The 18813-nt window shown below is 70.8% G+C and carries 17 protein-coding genes and 1 riboswitch; of the genes, 6 read left to right on the top strand and 11 right to left on the bottom strand.

Going from position 1 to position 18813, the window contains the following annotated elements:
• Positions 1–90: 90 nt before the first annotated feature.
• From AOK00_RS17210 to AOK00_RS17175, 8 genes are all read right to left on the bottom strand, one after another.
• Positions 91–1185: an ABC transporter ATP-binding protein gene (locus tag AOK00_RS17210; protein WP_055601193.1), complete on the bottom strand. Its 1095-nt coding sequence runs from the start codon at positions 1183–1185 to the stop codon at positions 91–93.
• A gap of 8 nt (positions 1186–1193) precedes the next feature.
• Positions 1194–2297, bottom strand: a complete 1104-nt coding sequence (locus tag AOK00_RS17205) for an ABC transporter ATP-binding protein (RefSeq protein ID WP_055601190.1) — start codon at positions 2295–2297, stop codon at positions 1194–1196.
• Positions 2294–3292: an ABC transporter permease gene (locus tag AOK00_RS17200; protein WP_055601189.1), complete on the bottom strand. Its 999-nt coding sequence runs from the start codon at positions 3290–3292 to the stop codon at positions 2294–2296. Before AOK00_RS17200 ends, AOK00_RS17205 begins: the two co-directional genes overlap by 4 nt.
• Positions 3293–3406: 114 nt before the next feature.
• Positions 3407–5170, bottom strand: coding sequence for an ABC transporter substrate-binding protein (locus AOK00_RS17195; RefSeq protein WP_055601188.1), 1764 nt, complete (start codon positions 5168–5170; stop codon positions 3407–3409).
• 109 nt (positions 5171–5279) lie between these two features.
• Positions 5280–6299 carry an ABC transporter permease gene (locus AOK00_RS17190; protein WP_055601187.1) on the bottom strand — a complete coding sequence of 340 codons (1020 nt, stop codon included), beginning with the start codon at positions 6297–6299 and terminating at the stop codon, positions 5280–5282.
• A 363-nt stretch (positions 6300–6662) separates the two neighbouring features.
• Entirely contained in the window at positions 6663–7454 is a 792-nt protein-coding gene (locus tag AOK00_RS17185; protein ID WP_063886617.1) for an enhanced serine sensitivity protein SseB C-terminal domain-containing protein, read from the bottom strand.
• A gap of 99 nt (positions 7455–7553) precedes the next feature.
• Positions 7554–8294, bottom strand: coding sequence for an enhanced serine sensitivity protein SseB (locus AOK00_RS17180; RefSeq protein ID WP_055601185.1), 741 nt, complete (start codon positions 8292–8294; stop codon positions 7554–7556).
• Between the two features lie 352 nt (positions 8295–8646).
• Positions 8647–9318: an AAA family ATPase gene (locus tag AOK00_RS17175; protein WP_055601184.1), complete on the bottom strand. Its 672-nt coding sequence runs from the start codon at positions 9316–9318 to the stop codon at positions 8647–8649.
• Positions 9319–9469: 151 nt separating this feature from the next.
• A riboswitch (glycine riboswitch) is annotated at positions 9470–9570 on the top strand.
• A 172-nt stretch (positions 9571–9742) separates the two neighbouring features.
• Between AOK00_RS17175 and gcvT the strand changes: the two genes are divergently transcribed.
• The 4 genes from gcvT (at position 9743) to AOK00_RS17155 (ending at position 14185) form a co-directional block, all read left to right on the top strand.
• Positions 9743–10867 (top strand): glycine cleavage system aminomethyltransferase GcvT, encoded by a 1125-nt coding sequence (gene gcvT / locus AOK00_RS17170; RefSeq protein WP_055601183.1) that lies wholly within the window; start codon positions 9743–9745, stop codon positions 10865–10867.
• A 77-nt stretch (positions 10868–10944) separates the two neighbouring features.
• On the top strand, positions 10945–11325 hold the full coding sequence (gcvH, locus tag AOK00_RS17165; protein WP_055601182.1) for a glycine cleavage system protein GcvH: 381 nt from the start codon (positions 10945–10947) through the stop codon (positions 11323–11325).
• A gap of 32 nt (positions 11326–11357) precedes the next feature.
• A complete protein-coding gene (glyA, locus tag AOK00_RS17160) occupies positions 11358–12626 on the top strand; it encodes a serine hydroxymethyltransferase (RefSeq protein ID WP_055601181.1) in 1269 nt (422 codons plus the stop codon).
• Positions 12627–12814: 188 nt separating this feature from the next.
• Positions 12815–14185, top strand: coding sequence for an L-serine ammonia-lyase (locus tag AOK00_RS17155; protein ID WP_055601180.1), 1371 nt, complete (start codon positions 12815–12817; stop codon positions 14183–14185).
• 62 nt (positions 14186–14247) lie between these two features.
• Here the strand turns inward: AOK00_RS17155 and AOK00_RS17150 are convergent, their stop codons facing one another.
• A complete protein-coding gene (locus AOK00_RS17150; RefSeq protein ID WP_030320389.1) occupies positions 14248–14487 on the bottom strand; it encodes a hypothetical protein in 240 nt (79 codons plus the stop codon).
• A 160-nt stretch (positions 14488–14647) separates the two neighbouring features.
• Entirely contained in the window at positions 14648–15970 is a 1323-nt protein-coding gene (locus AOK00_RS17145) for an FAD-dependent monooxygenase (protein ID WP_079042045.1), read from the bottom strand.
• A 220-nt stretch (positions 15971–16190) separates the two neighbouring features.
• On the opposite strand from AOK00_RS17145, the gene AOK00_RS17140 reads away from it, so the two are divergent.
• Together AOK00_RS17140 and AOK00_RS17135 are read left to right on the top strand one after the other, a co-directional pair.
• Positions 16191–17180, top strand: coding sequence for an ABC transporter ATP-binding protein (locus tag AOK00_RS17140; RefSeq protein ID WP_055601179.1), 990 nt, complete (start codon positions 16191–16193; stop codon positions 17178–17180).
• On the top strand, positions 17177–18010 hold the full coding sequence (locus AOK00_RS17135; protein ID WP_055601178.1) for an ABC transporter permease: 834 nt from the start codon (positions 17177–17179) through the stop codon (positions 18008–18010). Before AOK00_RS17140 ends, AOK00_RS17135 begins: the two co-directional genes overlap by 4 nt.
• Positions 18011–18090: 80 nt before the next feature.
• Here AOK00_RS17135 and AOK00_RS17130 read toward each other — a convergent pair.
• A partial coding sequence (locus tag AOK00_RS17130) for a thiopeptide-type bacteriocin biosynthesis protein (protein WP_055601191.1) occupies positions 18091–18813 on the bottom strand: 723 nt, incomplete at its 5' end.

The following is an 18813-nucleotide window of genomic DNA, read 5'->3' as shown; positions in this document are numbered from 1 at the left end:
CACGTACCGCACACCTGACCTCCTCCAGGTCAGGTGTGCGGTACGTGCGGAGGCCCCCGGTGCCTTTCGGTACCGGGGGCCTCCTCCGGGTCACGCCTTCGGTGCGTCGTCCTCGGCGGCAGCCGGGTCCGGCTCGGACGGCGCCTCCGCCTTCTGCGGGGTCGTGATCTCCAGGGACTCCCTGGCTCCCGGGATCGTCAGGGACTCCGCGTTCTCCGGGTGGTGGCAGGCCACTCGCTGGCCCGGGCGGAGCTCGACCAGCGGGGGCTCCTGCGTGCGGCAGACGTCCGTGGCCTTCCAGCAGCGGGTGTTGAAGCGGCAGCCCGCCGGCGGGGCTATCGGGGACGGGACGTCGCCCGTCAGGAGGATGCGGTCGCTCTTCGCGCCACGGCGGCGGGGGTCCGGGATCGGGACCGCCGACATGAGGGCGCGGGTGTACGGGTGCATCGGGTTCTCGTAGAGGGACTTGCGGTCCGCGAGTTCCACGATCTTGCCGAGGTACATCACCGCGATGCGGTCCGAGACGTGCCGGATGACCGACAGGTCGTGCGCGATGATCACGTACGTGAGGCCGAGCTCCTGCTGGAGGTCGTCCAGGAGGTTGACCACCTGGGCCTGGATGGAGACGTCCAGGGCCGAGACCGGCTCGTCCGCGACCACGAGCTTCGGCTTCAGGGCCAGCGCGCGGGCGATGCCGATGCGCTGGCGCTGACCGCCGGAGAACTCGTGCGGGTAGCGGTTGTAGTGCTCCGGGTTGAGGCCGACCAGCCCGAGCAGGCGCTGGACCTCCTTCTTCACGCCGCCCTCGGGCTCGACGCCCTGGAGCTTGAAGGGGGCCGAGACGATCGTGCCGACCGTGTGGCGGGGGTTCAGCGAGCCGTACGGGTCCTGGAAGATCATCTGGATGTCCCGGCGGAACGGGCGCATGCCCGAGACGCCGAGGTGCGAGATGTCCTTGCCCTGGAACTCGACCGTGCCGCCGGTCGGTTCGAGGAGCCGGGTGATCAGGCGGCCCATCGTGGACTTGCCGCAGCCGGACTCGCCGACGACGCCGAGCGTCTCACCGGGCAGGACCTCGAAGTCGATCCCGTCGACCGCCTTGACCGCACCGGTCTGGCGCTGGAGAAGCCCCTTCTTGATGGGGAAGTGCTTCTTCAGGCCGGTGACCTTGAGGAGGGGTTCCATGGTCTCGCTCACAGTTTCGGCGCAATCTCTTCGGTCCAGATACGGGTCCGCTCCTCCTGCGGCATGTGGCAGGCCGAGAAGTGGCGGTCCCCGGCCGGCGCCAGCTCCGGTCGCTGCGTGCGCGTGATGCCGCCCTTGGGGACGTCCGCGTACGGGCAGCGGGGGTTGAAGGCGCAGCCGCTCGGGATGTTGATGAGGCTGGGCGGGTTGCCCTTGACCGGGATGAGCCGATCGGTCTGGTCGCGGTCGATCCTCGGCATCGAGCCGAGCAGGCCCCAGGTGTAGGGGTGCTGCGGCTCGTAGAAGACGGACTCGGCGGGTCCGCGCTCGACGCAGCGCCCGCCGTACATCACGAGGATGTCGTCGGCGAGCTCGGCAACGACGCCGAGGTCGTGGGTGATGATGACGACCGCGGAGCCGAACTCCTTCTGGAGGTCCCGCATCAGGTCGAGGATCTGGGCCTGCACGGTCACGTCGAGCGCGGTGGTCGGCTCGTCGGCGATGAGCAGCGCGGGGTTGTTGACGAGCGCCATGGCGATCATCGCGCGCTGGCGCATGCCGCCGGAGAACTCGTGCGGGTAGTTGTCGAACCGCTTGGCGGGCTCGGGGATGCCGACCCGGTCGAGGAGTTCGACGGCCCGCTTGCGCGCCGTCTTCTTGTCGACGTCGTGGTGGACGCGGTACGCCTCCACGATCTGGCTGCCGACCGTGTAGTACGGGTGCATCGCGGACAGCGGGTCCTGGAAGATCATCGCCATGTCACGGCCACGCATCTTCCGGACCTCGTCCGGGTCGGCCGAGAGCAGATCACGGCCGTTGAGCCAGATCTCGCCGGAGATCTGCGCCTTCTGCCGGCCGTACTGGCCGACGGTGTGGAGGCCCATGATGCCGAGCGAGGTGACCGACTTGCCGGAGCCGGACTCGCCCACGATGCCGAGGGTCTTGCCCTTCTCCAGCTGGAAGCTGAGCCCGTCGACCGACTTGACCAGACCGTCGTCGGTCGGGAAGTGGATCTTCAGGTCGCGCACGTCGAGGAAGGCGTCGGAGGGGGCGGACCCGGTGGCGACGGGCTCTCCCACCGCCGCGCCGGTCTTCGTCAGCTTGTCCGTCATGCGAGCCTCACTCGGGGGTCGATCACCGCGTACAGCAGGTCCACCACGAGGTTCGCGATGACGACGCACGCGGCGGTGATGAGCGTGACGGCCAGGATGAGCGGCAGGTCGCGCTCGTTCACGCCCCGGATGGCCAGGGCGCCCAGTCCGTGGAGGCTGAACGCGGTCTCGGTCAGGATCGCGCCGCCCACGAGGGCGCCGAGGTCCATGCCGAAGATGGTCAGGATGGGGGTCATGGTGGAGCGCATGGCGTGCTTGCCGAGCACGACCGACTCCGGCAGTCCCTTGGCCCGGGCCGTGCGGATGTAGTCCTCGCCGAGGACCTCCAGCATGGTGGCGCGGGTGAGGCGCGCGTACATCGCCGCGTACAGGAAGGCGAGCGTCACCCAGGGCAGCAGCAGGCCGCCGAACCAGCCGCCGAAGGACTCGGAGAGCGGCACGTACGTGGCGTCGACCCAGCCCAGTTGGGTGCGGAAGACCAGCATCGCCAGCATGGCGGTGAAGAAGATGGGGAGCGAGACGCCCGAGAGGGCCGTGATCATGGCCACGCGGTCGATGACCGTGCCCCGCTTGAGCGCGGAGACGACACCCGTGGAGACACCCAGGACCAGCCACAGCACGGCGGCGCCGACGACCATGGAGAGGGTGACGGGGAAGGCCTCGACCAGCATCGACCAGACGTCCTGCTCACTGCGGAACGAGTACCCGAAGCAGGGCGCCGCGCAGTGGATGGTGTCGCCACCGCCGGTGTAGTCACGACCGACGAAGATGCCGGAGACGAAGTGCCAGAACTGCACCAGGAGCGGCTCGTCCAGACCCAGCTTCTGCCGGACGGCCTCGATGGCTGCCGGATCCGCCTGCTTGCCGACGAACATCGCGGCAGGGTCACTGCCGGTCATCTTGGGGATGAGGAAGAAGATGCTGAGCGTCACGAGGGTGACGACGAGCAGCATCGCGACGACTGCGAAGAGCCGTCGGACTATGTATGCAAGCATGCGGTCGGCCGGTCGGCGGCCGGGGGACCCGATCGGGTCCCCCGGCCGCCGCCCTCGGCCATCACCTGCCCTTCGGAGCTGGCGGCGGGTGGTGCGCCGGTGAAGCGGAGCGGATTACTTGACGACGCCGAGCGACGCGTAGTCGTAGCGGCCGTTGTAGGCGTCCGCCGTGTAGACGTTGGTCAGCCGGGAGCTGCGCCAGATGATGTTCTTCTCGTGGGTGAAGGGCAGGTAGACCGCGGCCTCGGAGACCTTGGTGTTGATCTGCTTGTAGAGCTCGCCGGCCTTCGCCGGGTCGGTCTCCTTCAGCGCCTGGTCGAACAGGCCGTTGACGGCCGGGTCGTTCAGCTCGGAGAAGTTGTTGTTACCGCTCTGGAGGATGAAGCGGCCGTCGACCAGCGGCTGGAGGAAGCCCTGGCCCGACGGGAAGTCGGCGCCCCAGCCCATGATGATGATGCCGTAGCCCTTGTCCTTGACGACCTTCGGCGAGCCGATGATGCCGGAGGTCTGGGCGCCGTCGAACTGGTCGATCTGGGCGTCGATGCCGACCTTCAGCAGGGACTGCTGGAGGGACTCGGCGGTCGCGATCTCGATCTTCTTGTTGTTGCGGACCGCGATGGTGGTCTTGAAGCCGTTCGGCTTACCGCACTTCTTCAGGGCCTCCTTCGCCTTGGCGAGGTCCGGCGCGCCACCGAGCTTGCCGTACGGGTCGGCCTTCGGGTCGGCACCCTTGATCGCCGGCGGCAGCATGTTGGAGGCGATGTCGCCACCGGCCTGCGGGCCGCCACGGGCGGTCTGCAGGGACTTCGAGTCGGCCGCGTAGATGATGGCCTTGCGGCACTCGATGTTGGGGATGACCGTCTGCGGGAAGACCGCGTAACGGATGAAGCCCGTCTGCGGGTTGTCGACGTTGCCCTTGTGCTGCTGGAGCACCTTCTGGCGGGCGGCGGCGCCGACACCCGTCGCGTTGATGTCGAGGTCGTACTCGCCCTCGACCAGACGGTTGTCCATGTCGTCGGCGTTAGTGGTGAACGTGACGCTGATCTTGTCCGGCAGGGCCTTGCGGACGGTGTCGCTCTTGGCGTCCCACTTGTCGTTGCGGACGAGCTTGAGGGACTTGTTGGGAGTGTAGGACTCCCACTTGTACGGGCCGGACGAGAACGGCTTCAGGGTGTACTTGGCCTTGGTGTCCTTGTCCTGGCGGACCGGGGACGCGGCGGGCATGGCCAGCATCTGCAGGAAGTCACCGTTGGCGACCGGCAGCTTGAAGATGATGGTCTTGTCGTCCGGGGTCTCGATCGCCTTCAGGCCGAGCTTGTCCGCGGAGGTGTCCTTGTACGGGCCCTTGTACTCGCCCTTGGGGTCGAGGACCTGCTGGAGGTAGATCGGGCCGCCCGAGAGGACGTCCTGGGCCCAGATGCGCTCGATGCCGTACTTGATGTCCTTGGAGGTGATCGGCTTGCCGTCCTCCCACGTCACCCCGTCCTTCAGGGTGAAGGTGTAGGTGAGGCCGTCGGCCGAGACCTTGCCGGTGTCGGTGGCGAGGTCGGAGACGAGCTCCGTGGACGCCGCGCCGGGCTCCGCCTTGAAGGTCACGAGCTGGCGGGTGTAGTAGCGGGCGAAGTCCCACACGAAACCGTAGTAGCCGCGCTGCGGGTCCCAGAAGTCCGCGTCCTGCGAGCCGATGAACTTCAGCTCGCCGCCCTTCTTGGACGACGGGTTGGCGATCTTGTTCACGCCGGCGTTGAAGCCGGACGCGCCGCCCTTGCCCTTGTCGCCGCTGTCACCGGTGCCGCCACCGCAGGCGGTGGTGACGACCATCGTGGCCGCCGCGAGCAGCGCGCCCGCGGCGATTCTGCGCTGAGAGCTCTTCAGCATGGGTCCAGCAACCTCCGGGATAGTGGCGGCCTTACGGCGGTCCGCCGATTGGGGTTTGGCCTCCTGTCGCCAGCGGCAGGGGCGGGTCGTGCGGGTCTTCGGCGAACGGTCAGCGGGAGCCCTTCGGGTCGAGCGCGTCACGCACGCCGTCGCCGAAGAGGTTGAACGCCAGAACGGTGATGAAGATCGCGAGGCCGGGGATCACCATGAAGAGCGGGTCCGCCTCGTAGGTGGTGATGGCCGTCGACAGCATCTGTCCCCAGGAAGCGGTGGGGGGCTTCACACCCGCGCCGAGGAAGCTCAGCGCCGCTTCGGTGAGGATGTTGGTGGGGATCATGAGGGTCGCGTAGACCGTGATCGGGGCGATCAGGTTCGGCAGCAGCTCGCGGCGCAGGATGTAGAGGCGGCCGGCGCCGAGGCTCTGGGCGGCCTCCACGTACTCGCGGTTGCGCAGCGAGAGGGTCTGGCCGCGGACGATGCGGCCCACGTAGGGCCAGCCGAAGAAGCCGATCACGACCACCAGGGCGGCGATGCGGACGCCGGAGCCGTCGAGGCCGAGGAGTTCGTTCGGCAGGACGGAGACCAGGGCGATGGTGAAGAGCAGCTGCGGGAAGGCGAGCATGACGTCCATGACCCGGCTGAGGACGGCGTCGATCCAGCCGCCGAAGTAGCCGGCGATGATGCCGAGGATCGTGCCGAGGACGACCGCGAAGACCGCCGCGAGGAAGGCGACGAGCAGCGAGATCCGGGCGCCGTAGACGATGCGGCTGAAGACGTCGCGGCCGTTGACGGGCTCGACTCCGAAGAGGAAGTCGGAGCTGACGCCGCCCCAGGAACCGATCGGGGTGCCGAACAGCGGGTCGATCTGGTCCTCGTGGAACTCGTCCGGCGGGTGGCCCAGGAGGCCCACGATCACCGGCGCGAAGATCGCGACGAGGACGAGGAAGACGACGATGAACGCGCCCGCGAGGGCCAGTTTGTCGCGCTTGAGGCGGGTCCAGGCGATCTGCCAGGGCGAGCGGCCCTCGATCACCTTGCCGGCGCCGCCGGGAGTGCCGGGGGCGTCGGGCGCGCCATCGACGGTGGCGGTCGCCTCGCCCGCACTCTTCTCGTGCAGTGGTGCCGTCATCGTGGTGAGGACCCCTCTCGGCCGCCGGTAGCCGGCCCTTGCCCGCCGCGGGTAGCGGCTCGGTGGAACAACCTGCTGGGCACCTGCTCGAAAGGAGCCGAACGCCCGGTGTTCCGGGGAGTCTTCAATGCGCTTGCGATCACCCGCCAGCCCTGACGAGGAATGTTTGCTCAAACGTGATGCGGTGCTGCGACTTCCGTTATCCGGACGTCGCGATCACGTGAGCGGACCATCTCGGGTCCTCTTCCCCCCAATCGGACATGTCCCCTCAACTAGGCGTTCGAGTTCCTCAATTGGGGCGAACGAAAGCCTCCGGAGCGAACTCCGGAGGCTGGTGGGGCGGGATGCGAGAAGGGGTACGTCTCAGTATCCGGACGGCGCCGGCGGCGGGTATCCATAGCCCGGAACGGGCGCGGAGCCGCGTCCGGCGTGCGCCTCGCGGTCGTAGAACGGGCGGCCGTTCGCCCGCAGCCAGAGGGCCACCGGGTCGTACGCGTCGGACAGGGCGACCGTCGAGACGGGCAGCCCCTCGGGTACGGCTCCGATGGACTGGCGCATCATCGCCCGGACCGTGTCGACGGCCGTCGGCGAGGTGTCGTACAGGTCGAGCCCGATGGCGAGGTACGGGGATCCGAGCGCGGGCTGCACCCAGCCGCGGCGCAGCGCCCGGACGGCCGGGGTGCGGTGCGCGTTCTGCGTGAGCAGGGCGTAGAACTGGGGGATCTCCAGGGTGGGCTCGGTGACCCGGAGCGGCCCGGCGGGCATCCGGTCGAGGCCGGTGGCGATCCGGCGCAGGTCGGCCCAGGGGATGCCGACACCGCCGCCGGGGGCGTGCGGATTCAGCCAGACGCCCCAGCGGTCGGGGTAGAGGGCCCGGGCGATCTCCCGGCCGGTGACGAGCTCGTGGGCGCGGTGCCAGCCAGAGGCGGCGAGTTCCTGGGCGGAGGTGACGCAGGGCGCGTAGCCGAAGCCGTCGACCTCCATGTTCCCGTACTGGGCGTCGGACGAGCCGGGCGAGCCGTGCCAGAGCAGCATCCAGAGCTCGCCGTCGGCGAGGGCGTGCAGCAACTGCTCGTACGCGTCGTAGCGTCCGGGTGCCACCTGGCGCAGCATGTGCTCGACCTGTCCGGTCGCAGCGGTGCCTGACGCGCTCACCCTGGGTCCCGCCCCTCTTCCGTCACCACGTCTGTTCCGACGTCCGTCCTGAAGACGTCCGTCCTGCTGTCGAGAAGTTCAGCTTAAACAGGCCGTCCGTCACACGGCGGCGCGCTGGTAGAAGGGGCGCACCCGCTCCAGCATCCAGTCGCCGACCGGGTCCTGTGCCATGTCGAGCAGGATGAGGTTGACCGGCCAGGCGCATTCGACGCGGCCGAGGGCACGGCCGAGGGCGTCCAGCGGCGCGTTGCGGTCGACGCCGTCCCAGGCGGCGAGCTGGACACCGACGAAGAGGGCGGGTTCGGTGCCCTCGACGCTGGCGAGCGCACGGCGGGCGGTGGTGACGACGCCGGTGGCCTCGAACTCGGCGGACGCGGCGGCGAGGAAGTCGACGGGGTCGTCCTGCCAGTCGGGCTCGAAGAGCCGGACGCGGCCGCCGGTGGCGGGCCCGTCGAGCGGGGTGCGGCCGACGCGGCAGAGCTCGGCGACGGCCGGCGGGGGCAACGGGACGCCGACGACGCCGCCCGGGTTCACGGCGATGCCGAGCTGCGGGGGCAGGCCGCGGGCGAAGTCACGGGCCGGGGCGACGGTGAACGACATGTGGCTGCCGACGCAGGCGAGGAACTGCTCCTCGGAGCTGAAGACGGGGACGTACGCCGCGCCGTCGATCTCCATGGTGGCGAGGTCCAGGTTCGGGCTGTCGGGTCCGCCGCCGTTGGGGAGGGGCACCCAGACCGGGCTGCGGCCGAGGACCTCGACCAGGCGGGCGCCCGCCGAGGGGTTGCCGAGGGATGCGGCAAGGACCTCTTCCAGCTCGTTGCCCGGCCACGTCACGTCCACGGTCCCGTTTCCCCTTCTCGCACGGCCTGCCGTACCGGCCGCCCCGGCAGCACCCTAACGCCGCCCCGGCGCCGCCGTGGCCAAAAGCAGGGGTACGGGCACACCCGGACAGGGGCGTACGTCACAGCCGGACCGCCTCGGGCCGCCCTGCGTACGGCACAGCGTCCTGCCGTCGGGCGGCCCTGGGTACGGGCACAGCGGCCCGCCCTCGGACGGCCCCGCGTAGGCACGGCGGTCGCGGCACGGCGGCCCACGTCGGACGCCCTGCGTACGACGCGGGCCCGCCTCGGGCCGCTGCCGCGTACGCCGCGGGCGCGCCCCCTCAGCCCGCCTCAGGCCGCCTCGGGCCGCCTCAGGCCGCCTCGGGCCCCTCCCGGAAGCCGATCTTCCGCAGCGTGTCCGCCGCGTCCCGGTCGAGCAGGGTCGCGGAGGCGCAGCCGTGCGGCAGCCGGCCGGACTCCGCCGCCGCGACGAGCCGGGCGACGGCCCGCCGGTGCCGGGCGAAGGCGTACGACGAGACTCCCCGGCCTCGGGCCCGCTGGCCCTCACGGGCGGTGTCCGGGTCGACGTCGAGCAGGACCAGGTGGAGGGCCCGGCCGCGGCGGCGGGCCTCCCGGGCGAGCCAGCCGCGCACCCAGGACTGGGTGCCGCAGTCGTGGACGACCACTCCGGCGCCGGACCGCAGGGCGCGGCGCAGCCCCGCGTAGTGCGCGATCCGGACCAGCGGGCGGTAGACGGCGTACGGCAGGAGGCGGGGCATCCGGGCCTCCCAGCGCTCCCGGGTGTCCTGCGAGTCGATGCCGGCGCCCTCGGCGGCGCGCCGCATGAGGGTGGACTTGCCGCTGCCGGGCAGCCCGGAGACGACCACCAGGTCGCCGGCGGCGAAGGTGAGCGCGCGGGGGCCTCGGCCGCCGCGCTCGCGCAGGTCACGCAGGATCCGCCCCCGGCGGCGGGTCCGGGCACGGGCTCGCTGGGACGGTATGCCGGTACTCGGCGCGTACGCGCCGGTGTGCTGGAACCTCATCGCTTCTCCCCCTGCCGGGCCTGGGAAGACCCTTGCCCACAAAGTGTAAAGAAGCGGTAATGGGACACAAGCGATGTGCCCCGCCGACCTCGCGTGCAATGATGTCCGCGCCAGGCGCGCACAGTCGCCACACAATCGCATACCGGCCGCTCGAATCCGCGCGGGAGAGTTCCGGACGCGCCAGGCGTGTCCGGACGCCGAAGGAGCAAGACCCTCCCTTGAATCTCTCAGGCCCCGTACCGCGTGGATGAGGCAGATCTGAAAAGCGGGACACCTGCCGTGTCCCCACCCAAGGTGCAAACCGATCTCTCGGCGACGAGATGCTCTCGGTGAACCTCTCAGGTTCCATGACAGATGGGGAGGACGTCCTCGCCCGTCATGTGTTTCGTCACCGATCACGCCCTTGGGACCCGGGAGCCACCCCATGAGCACTGCCCCCCGTCTGACCGCCCTCGATGCCCTGCATCGTTCGCTGGGCGCGACCATGACCGACTTCGCCGGCTGGGACATGCCGCTCCGGTACGGCAGCGAGCGGGACGAGCACATCGCCGTCCGCACCAAGGCGGGTCTCTTCGACCTCTCCCACATGGGTGAGATCACCGTCACCGGCCCGCAGGCGGTCGAGCTCCTCGACCACGCCCTCGTCGGCAACATCTCCACCGTGGGCGTCGGCCGTGCCCGCTACACGATGATCTGCCAGGAGGACGGCGGCATCCTCGACGACCTGATCGTCTACCGCCTCGGCGAGACGGAGTACATGGTCGTCGCCAACGCCTCCAACGCGCAGATCGTCCTGGACGCGCTGACCGGGCGCGCGGCCGGCTTCGACGCCGAGGTGCGTGACGACCGTGACGCGTACGCCCTGATCGCGGTGCAGGGCCCGGAGTCCCCCGGCATCCTGAAGTCGATCACCGACGCCGACCTGGACGGTCTGAAGTACTACGCCGGCCTGCCCGGCACGGTCGCCGGCGTGCCCGCGCTGATCGCCCGTACCGGCTACACCGGCGAGGACGGCTTCGAGCTGTTCCTGAAGCCCGAGCACGCCGAGGGCGTCTGGAAGGCGCTGACCGAGGCCGGCGCGCCGGTCGGTCTGATCCCCTGCGGCCTGTCCTGCCGCGACACGCTCCGCCTGGAGGCGGGCATGCCGCTGTACGGCCACGAGCTGACCACCGCGCTGACCCCCTTCGACGCGGGCCTCGGCCGGGTCGTGAAGTTCGAGAAGACGACCAACGACGGCCGTTTCGTCGGCCGTGAGGCTCTGGAGAAGGCCGCCGAGCGCGCCGAGACCGCCCCGCCGCGCAAGCTCGTCGGTCTGGTCGCCGAGGGCCGCCGCGTCCCGCGGGCCGGCTTCTCCGTCGTCAAGGACGGAGTGGTGATCGGCGAGGTCACCTCCGGCGCCCCGTCCCCGACCCTCGGAAAGCCGATCGCGATGGCGTACGTGGACGCGGCGCACGCCGAGCCCGGCACCCAGGGTGTAGGTGTGGACATCCGCGGCACCCACGAGGCGTACGAGGTCGTGGCGCTGCCGTTCTACAAGCGCCAGAAGTGACGTATCCGTCTCACTTCGCGTCTCACCCCGCAAGACCCACGTTCATCAGTACTCCCCCGATCCAGGAGAATCAGGTCATGAGCAACCCCCAGCAGCTGCGCTACACCAAGGAGCACGAGTGGCTGTCGGACGCCGAGGAAGGCGTCTCGACCGTCGGCATCACGGAGTTCGCCGCCAACGCGCTCGGTGACGTCGTCTACGCCCAGCTCCCCGAGGTCGGCTCCACGGTCACCGCCGGCGAGACCTGCGGCGAGCTGGAGTCGACGAAGTCCGTGAGCGACCTGTACTCCCCCGTCACGGGTGAGGTCGTCGCCGCCAACCAGGACGTGGTGGACGACCCGTCCCTGGTGAACACGGCTCCGTTCGAGGGTGGCTGGCTGTTCAAGGTGCGCGTCGCGGGAGAGCCGGACGAGCTGCTCTCCGCCGACGAGTACACCGCGTTCTCCGCCGGGAACTGAGACCGGGCCCGAGACCCCTTAGGGATCGATTCATGTCGCTTCTGAACACTCCCCTCCACGAGCTGGACCCCGACGTCGCCGCCGCCGTCGACGCCGAGCTCCGCCGTCAGCAGTCCACGCTCGAGATGATCGCCTCGGAGAACTTCGCTCCGGTCGCCGTCATGGAGGCGCAGGGCTCCGTCCTCACCAACAAGTACGCCGAGGGCTACCCGGGACGCCGCTACTACGGTGGCTGCGAGCACGTCGACGTCGCCGAGCAGATCGCGATCGACCGGATCAAGGACCTGTTCGGCGCCGAGTACGCCAACGTCCAGCCGCACTCCGGTGCCTCCGCGAACCAGGCCGCCCTCTTCGCGATCGCCCAGCCCGGCGACACGATCCTGGGTCTGGACCTGGCGCACGGCGGTCACCTGACCCACGGCATGCGCCTGAACTTCTCGGGCAAGCAGTTCAACGTGGTCGCGTACCACGTGGACGAGGCCGGCCTGGTCGACATGGCCGAGGTCGAGCGCCTCGCCAAGGAGCACCGCCCCAAGGTGATCATCGCGGGCTGGTCCGCCTACCCGCGTCAGCTGGACTTCGCCGAGTTCCGCCGGATCGCGGACGAGGTCGAGGCCTACCTGTGGGTCGACATGGCCCACTTCGCGGGTCTGGTCGCGGCCGGTCTGCACCCGAACCCGGTCGAGCACGCGGACGTCGTGACCTCCACCACGCACAAGACGCTCGGCGGCCCCCGCGGCGGCATCATCCTGGCGAAGAAGGAGTTCGCGAAGAAGCTGAACTCCTCGGTCTTCCCCGGCTTCCAGGGCGGCCCGCTGGAGCACGTGATCGCGGCCAAGGCCGTCTCCTTCAAGGTCGCGGCCTCGGAGGAGTTCAAGGAGCGCCAGCAGCGCACCCTGGACGGTGCCCGCGTCATCGCCGAGCGCCTGGTCCAGGACGACGTCACCGCCCACGGTGTCTCCGTCCTGTCCGGCGGTACGGACGTCCACCTGCTCCTCGTCGACCTGCGCGACAGCGAGCTGGACGGCCAGCAGGCCGAGGACCGTCTCCACGAGGTCGGCATCACGGTCAACCGGAACGCCGTTCCGAACGACCCGCGCCCGCCGATGGTCACCTCGGGTCTGCGCATCGGTACGCCGGCGCTCGCGACCCGCGGTTTCCAGGCCGAGGACTTCACCGAGGTCGGCGACATCATCGCGGAGACCCTGAAGCCCGGCTTCGACGCCGACAAGGCCGCGTCGCTGAAGGCCCGGGTGACGGCGCTCGCCGAGAAGCACCCGCTGTACCCCGGCCTGAAGTAGTTTCGTAGGCTTTTGTTCCGCGAGCGGTCTGCGGCCGTTCGTCCGGAACCTTCGGGGCACCGCGCACACTGGACAGTGAGCGCGGTGCCCCACCCCATGTCCTCGCGCTGTACCGCACGCCCTTCTTTCCGCGCTTTTCTGCTCCACCCCGGCAGACAACGGCGTCTAGCCCCCACAAGGAGTCCTCCGTGGCCATCTCGGTCTTCGACCTGTTCTCGATCGGCATCGGCCCGTCGAGCTCCCACACGGTGGGACCGATGCGCGCGGCCCGGATGTTCGCCCGCCGCCTGAAGAACGAGGGCCTGCTCGCCCACACCACGAAGGTACGGGCGGAGCTGTACGGCTCCCTCGGCGCGACCGGCCACGGCCACGGCACCCCGAAGGCGGTCCTCCTCGGCCTGGAGGGCAGCTCGCCGCGCACGGTGAACGTGGAGACGGCGGACGACGAGGTCGAGCGGATCAAGTCGAGCGGCCGGATCAACCTGCTCGGCGCGCACGAGATCCCGTTCGACTTCGACGCCGACCTGATCCTGCACCGGCGCAAGGCGCTGCCGTACCACGCCAACGGGATGACGATCTTCGCGTACGACGCGGAGGGCGGCCTGGTCCTGGAGAAGACGTACTACTCGGTCGGCGGCGGCTTCGTCGTCGACGAGGACGCCGTCCAGGGCGAGAACCCGATCGTCCCCGACGACACCGTCCTGAAGTACCCCTTCCGCACCGGCGACGAGCTGCTCCGCCTCGCGAAGGAGACCGGCCTGTCGATCTCCGCGCTGATGCTGGAGAACGAGAAGGCCTGGCGCACCGAGGACGAGATCCGCGCGGGCCTCCTGGAGATCTGGCGGGTCATGCAGTCCTGCGTCTCGCGCGGCATGTCCCGCGAGGGCATCCTGCCCGGCGGTCTGAAGGTCCGGCGGCGCGCCGCGAACCTGGCCCGCAAGCTGCGCTCCGAGGGCGACCCGAAGATGCACGCCATGGAGTGGATCACTCTCTACGCCATGGCCGTGAACGAGGAGAACGCGGCGGGCGGCCGGGTGGTCACCGCCCCGACGAACGGCGCGGCCGGCATCATCCCCGCCGTCCTGCACTACTACATGAACTTCGTGCCCGGCGCCGACGACGACGGCATCGTCCGCTTCATGCTGGCGGCCGGCGCGGTCGGCATGCTCTTCAAGGAGAACGCCTCGATCTCCGGCGCCGAGGTCGGCTGCCAGGGCGAGGTCGGCTCGGCCTGCTCGATGGCGGCGGGCGCCCTCGCCGAGGTCCTCGGCGGCACCCCGGAGCAGGTGGAGAACGCGGCCGAGATCGGCATGGAGCACAACCTGGGCCTGACCTGCGACCCGGTCGGCGGCCTGGTCCAGATCCCGTGCATCGAGCGCAACGGCATGGCGGCGGTCAAGGCCGTCACGGCGGCGAAGATGTCGATGCGCGGCGACGGCAGCCACCTGGTCTCCCTCGACAAGGTCATCAAGACGATGAAGGAGACCGGCGCGGACATGAGCGTGAAGTACAAGGAGACGGCGCGCGGCGGTCTCGCGGTGAACATCATCGAATGCTGAATCGGTTGTTCACCTGACGGTCCCCGGGCCGGGCGGCCGCCGCCGCCCGGGCCGGGGCCGGGTCAGTACCGCACCCAGAGGACGATCACGTCCGGGCGGGTGGAGGTGAAGGGCTCGCAGAGGAAGATCGGGCCCCAGATCTGGTATCCGGCCCGACCGGCGGCCTGGCATTCGGCGTACGAGGCGTGGTGGCTGCGGGCGTAGAAGCCGGGGCCCGCGGCCTCGGCGGCGCCGGCGGTGCCGAGCGCGAGGGCTCCGGCCGTTGCCGCGGTGGCGAGTGCGGCTGCGATGCGACGGTACATGGCATGTCCTCCTGAAAACGCCGGGATGCCCCGGCGGAGTGCGTGACGATGCGATGTGGTGCGGTACGTGCGGGCTGCGCAGCCGGGGACGAACGTACCGTCGCGGACAGAGGCACACAATAGGTCTAGGCCAATGCGTCAGGTCGCTTCGGCTGTTCCGTCACGCCGGGGTCGGCACCACGCTCCTGCCCGTCTCGTGGGCGTACAGCATCGCCCGGTCGCGGAGGGCCGCGTGGACGGCCATGCGGGCGTCGCGGCGGCGCTGGGCCGGGCCGTCGGGCAGGTGCAGGATGCCGGCGTTGCCGCGCGAGCCGCGCTGGATCTCCGCCGTGCGGGGGATCCGGAGCGACTGGTAGCGGTCGAGCCGGGCCGCGGTCGTCGACGGCGCCGGGCCGGCCAGACAGGCCGCCAGGTCCATCGCGTCCTCGACCGCCTGGTTCGCGCCCTGCGCCATGAACGGCAGCATCGGGTGGGCCGCGTCGCCGAGCAGGGTCAGCCGGCCCGAGGACCACACGTCCAGCGGCGGCCTGTCGTGCAGAGCCCACTGCAGGGTCGTCTCCACGGCGCCCACGACGTCCGCGACCAGCCCGGTCCAGCCGCCGAACACCCGGCGCAGCGCCTCCGGATCGCCCGGGACCGACCAGGACTCGCCCGGGGACTGCGCCATCGGCACCGTCGCCGCGAAGCTCAGGTACTCCCCCGCCGCGACCGGGTAGCACACGAAGTGCCCGCCCGGGCCGAGCCAGAGGCGCACCAGAGGCGCGCGGGCCGCGTCCGGGAGCCGGTCCATGGGCACCAGGCCCCGGTAGATGCCGAGCCCCGAGAACTCGGGCTCGTCGCGCCGGAACGCCTCGCGGACCGTGGAGTGGATGCCGTCGGCGCCCACCACCAGCTCCGCCCCGCGGACGGTCCCGTCCTCGAAGGTCAGGCGGACGCCGTCACCCGACGCGTCCGTCTCCCGCGCCTCGCTGAGGCGTTCGCCCAGCTTGAGGCTGCCCGCGTCGACGAGGGTGAGGAGCGCGTCGTGGAGATGCGCCCGGTGCACCGTGTAGTACGGGGCTCCGAACATCCGCTCGCACTCCGCGCCGAGGGGCGTCCGGGCGATCGGCCGCCCGCTCCACCCCCGTACCTCCATGGCCTCGATCGCCACCGCCCGCTCGCGCAGGGCCGGGCCGAGACCGAGCCGCAGCAGCGGCCTGACCGCGTTGGGCGAGAGCTGGACTCCCGCCCCCACCTCCGCGAGCCGCCGCGTCTGTTCGTACACCGTGTACGGAATACCCATGGAGGAGAGCGCACCGGCCAGCGTCAGTCCGCCGATGCCGGCACCGACCACCGAGACGTGCGGCCGCTCCTCCGCTCCCCACTCGTCCAGATCCCCGAACCGCACCTTTGAGACCGCCTTCCGCGTCGCTGCTGTGTCGGCACCGTCGGCGTCGCCTGCCGCGGTCTCCCGCAGCCCGGCCGTCCGCCGCACCCCGAGCATGGGTCGCCCACCGGCCTCCGGCAACGCGGGTCACGCCCCCCTCTGACAACTGTCGCGGCTTCCATGACGTCCGTCACCGCCGCCCCCGCGGCCCCGGCCCGGCCCACCGGCCCGCGCCTAACGTCGAGGCTGCGCCCCGGAGTCCGTCTGCGGGCGACGACCCCACGACGTCCCACCACCACGCCGGGAGGCACACAGTGACACGAGCCGAGGGACCGCGGTGACCGCCGCGGTGGCCGTGGAAGGCCTGCAGAAGCGGTACGGCGACCACGAGGCCGTGCGCGGCGTCGACTTCAGCGTCGCAGAGGGCGAGATCTTCGCCCTGCTCGGGCCGAACGGCGCGGGCAAGACCACCACCCTGGAGATCCTGGAGGGCTTCCGGGAGCGCGACGGCGGGCGGGTCGAGGTCCTCGGCCGCGACCCCGGCGTCAAGGCCGACGGCCACTGGCTGCGCGGCCAGGTCGGCCTCGTCCTCCAGGACATCGCCGTCGAGCCCTATCTGTCGGTACGGGAGACGGTGGCCCGGAACGCCGGCTACTACCCGGACCCGCGGAACGTCGACGAACTGCTCGACCTCGTCGGCCTGAACGAGAAGAAGGGCGCCAAGGTCAAGGACCTGTCCGGCGGCCAGAAGCGCCGGCTCGACCTGGCGCTCGGCGTCGTCGGCCGGCCCAGGCTGCTGTTCCTGGACGAGCCGACCACCGGCTTCGACCCGAACGCGCGCCGCGGTGCCTGGGACGTCGTGCGCAATCTGCGCGACGACGGCACCACCATCGTCCTCACCACCCACTACATGGACGAGGCGCAGGCGCTGGCCGACTCGGTCGTGGTCATCGCCGAGGGCCGGATCGTCGCCTCGGGCACCCCGGACACCCTCGGCGGCCGCGACAGCGCCCAGACCCGGATCCGCTTCGCGCTGCCCACGGGCGCCGCGCTCGCCGACGTACCCCTGCCGGTGAGCGACGTGGAGGACGGCCTGGTGACGGCCGAGACGACCGAGCCGACGGCCGCGCTGCACCGGCTGACCGGCTGGGCGCTCGACCGGGGCACGCCGCTCGACCGGCTGACCGTCGAGCAGCCCACGCTTGAGGACGTCTACCTGAGCCTGACCAGCGAGTACGTACAGCAGGAAGCCTCCTCGCCGTCGTCCGCGCGGGAGCGCAAGGCGCCCGCCGGACGAGGCCGCCGACCCGGACGGAGCCGCTCATGACCACCCTGATCCCCCCGACCGCCGAGACGACCGCCCCGGCGTCCCCGGCGACCCGCGCGGACGCCCCGCGCGCACGGAACCCGCTGGCCCTGCTCGGCCATCAGATCCGTTACGAGCAGCTTTCGTTCTGGCGCAACCCGCAGTCGATGGTCTTCACCTTCGTGCTGCCGATCGTCATCATCGGCATCTTCGGCGCCGTGTTCAGCGGCAGCGAGGGCCAGGACTTCTTCTTCGGTCTGACCGGCATGCAGTACTACACGCCGGTGATCGCCGCCGTGTCCGTACTCGGTGCCTGCTACGGCCAGTTGGCGATCGTGCTCGCGATGCGCCGGCAGACCGGGGTCCTCAAGCGGCTGCACGCCACACCGCTGCCCGCCTGGGTCTACTTCGCCGGTCTGCTCGTGCACTGCGTCGTCGTCAGCATCGTCGACGTCGCGCTCGTCTTCGGCATCGGCGCGCTCTACGGCGTCGACCTGCCCACCCACTGGGGCGCGGTCCTGCTGACGCTCGTCCTCGGCGCGGCGAGCTTCTGCGCGCTCGGTGTCGGCGTGGCCTCGCTGATCAAGAACTCGGAGGCGGCCCCGGCCGTCGTGCAGTTCATCCAGTTCCCGCTGGTCTTCATCTCGGGCAGCTACTTCCCGATCCACGCGGAGCTCCTCAACACCGTCGCGGGCCTGCTGCCCGTGAAGCCGTTCAACGACGCCATGCTGGCGCTGTTCACCCAGGACGCCGGCTTCCAGTGGCGTGACCTGGCAGTGCTCGCCGCGTGGGGTGTCATCGGTGCCCTGATCGCCGTCCGCAGCTTCCGCTGGGACCCGCGCCCCGAGTAGCAGCCGGGTGCGCACCACGAAAAGGCCCGACCGGGAAACCGGCCGGGCCTTTCGTGATCCCCGTGGGGGGGGGCCTGTGGTCAGACGTTCTCCGGTACGGGGGTGTTCTCCGGTACGGGGAAGGCGTGGGCCAGGACCGCGTAGGTGCGCAGCTCCTCCAGGAGGCTCAGGCCGAGGCGGTTGTGGAGCATGTGCGCGTGCGAGAAGAGGACCATGCCCGGGTGGGTTGGCGAGTGCTCCCGGATCTCGTCCGCGTGGGCGGCGATCCGGGCGTGCCACCCGGTGAAGGGACCGTGGGAGCCCGGGTCGAGGGTCACCGCCCCCTCGACCCGGATGATCGTGTCGAGGAGTGCGGCCGGGTGGCCCGCCTCGGCGGCCCAGGCGCGCCAGGCGCCGAGGCCGTGGGCGTAGTAGTACGCGCGTTCCGCCGGGTCCCCGAGGGCGGCGGCGACCGCGACGGTGCCGCGCAGGGCGAGCACGGCCCGCTGCCGCTCGCCGCTCACCTTGGGCAGGGCGGCGAGGACGAGCGCGCTGGACAGGGTGAAGAGGGACTCGGCGGCGGGCATGAGGGCCGGGCCGCCGTAGCGGTCGAACTCCGGCTCGTAGACCGCCGGGTGGACGCCGGGGGGCAGCAGGGCCTTCACGGAGGTGTTCTCGCCGGTCTCGCCCGCGGCGGCGAGCCGTTCGGCCCCGCTGCGGTAGGCGGCGGGGTCGAGCGGCTCCTCGCCCGGGGCGGGCGTGCCGGCGACGGCCAGGCGCTCGGCGAGGGCGGCCTCCACGCGCGCGCGTGGAGGCCGCCCTCG

This window comes from Streptomyces aureus (genome assembly GCF_001418135.1).
GTDB lineage: Bacteria > Actinomycetota > Actinomycetes > Streptomycetales > Streptomycetaceae > Streptomyces > Streptomyces aureus_A.
This window is presented reverse-complemented; position numbering and strand designations above follow the sequence as displayed.

What these genes read in the sequence shown, in the direction of transcription:
- AOK00_RS17210 (WP_055601193.1), bottom strand. Translation starts at nt 1,185, where the DNA reads ATGGAACCCCTCCTCAAGGTCACCGGCCTGAAGAAGCACTTCCCCATC.
- AOK00_RS17205 (WP_055601190.1), bottom strand. Translation starts at nt 2,297, where the DNA reads ATGACGGACAAGCTGACGAAGACCGGCGCGGCGGTGGGAGAGCCCGTC.
- AOK00_RS17200 (WP_055601189.1), bottom strand. Translation starts at nt 3,292, where the DNA reads ATGCTTGCATACATAGTCCGACGGCTCTTCGCAGTCGTCGCGATGCTG.
- AOK00_RS17195 (WP_055601188.1), bottom strand. Translation starts at nt 5,170, where the DNA reads ATGCTGAAGAGCTCTCAGCGCAGAATCGCCGCGGGCGCGCTGCTCGCG.
- AOK00_RS17190 (WP_055601187.1), bottom strand. Translation starts at nt 6,299, where the DNA reads ATGACGGCACCACTGCACGAGAAGAGTGCGGGCGAGGCGACCGCCACC.
- AOK00_RS17175 (WP_055601184.1), bottom strand. Translation starts at nt 9,318, where the DNA reads ATGAGGTTCCAGCACACCGGCGCGTACGCGCCGAGTACCGGCATACCG.
- gcvT (WP_055601183.1), top strand. Translation starts at nt 9,743, where the DNA reads ATGAGCACTGCCCCCCGTCTGACCGCCCTCGATGCCCTGCATCGTTCG.
- gcvH (WP_055601182.1), top strand. Translation starts at nt 10,945, where the DNA reads ATGAGCAACCCCCAGCAGCTGCGCTACACCAAGGAGCACGAGTGGCTG.
- glyA (WP_055601181.1), top strand. Translation starts at nt 11,358, where the DNA reads ATGTCGCTTCTGAACACTCCCCTCCACGAGCTGGACCCCGACGTCGCC.
- AOK00_RS17150 (WP_030320389.1), bottom strand. Translation starts at nt 14,487, where the DNA reads ATGTACCGTCGCATCGCAGCCGCACTCGCCACCGCGGCAACGGCCGGA.
- AOK00_RS17145 (WP_079042045.1), bottom strand. Translation starts at nt 15,970, where the DNA reads ATGCTCGGGGTGCGGCGGACGGCCGGGCTGCGGGAGACCGCGGCAGGC.
- AOK00_RS17135 (WP_055601178.1), top strand. Translation starts at nt 17,177, where the DNA reads ATGACCACCCTGATCCCCCCGACCGCCGAGACGACCGCCCCGGCGTCC.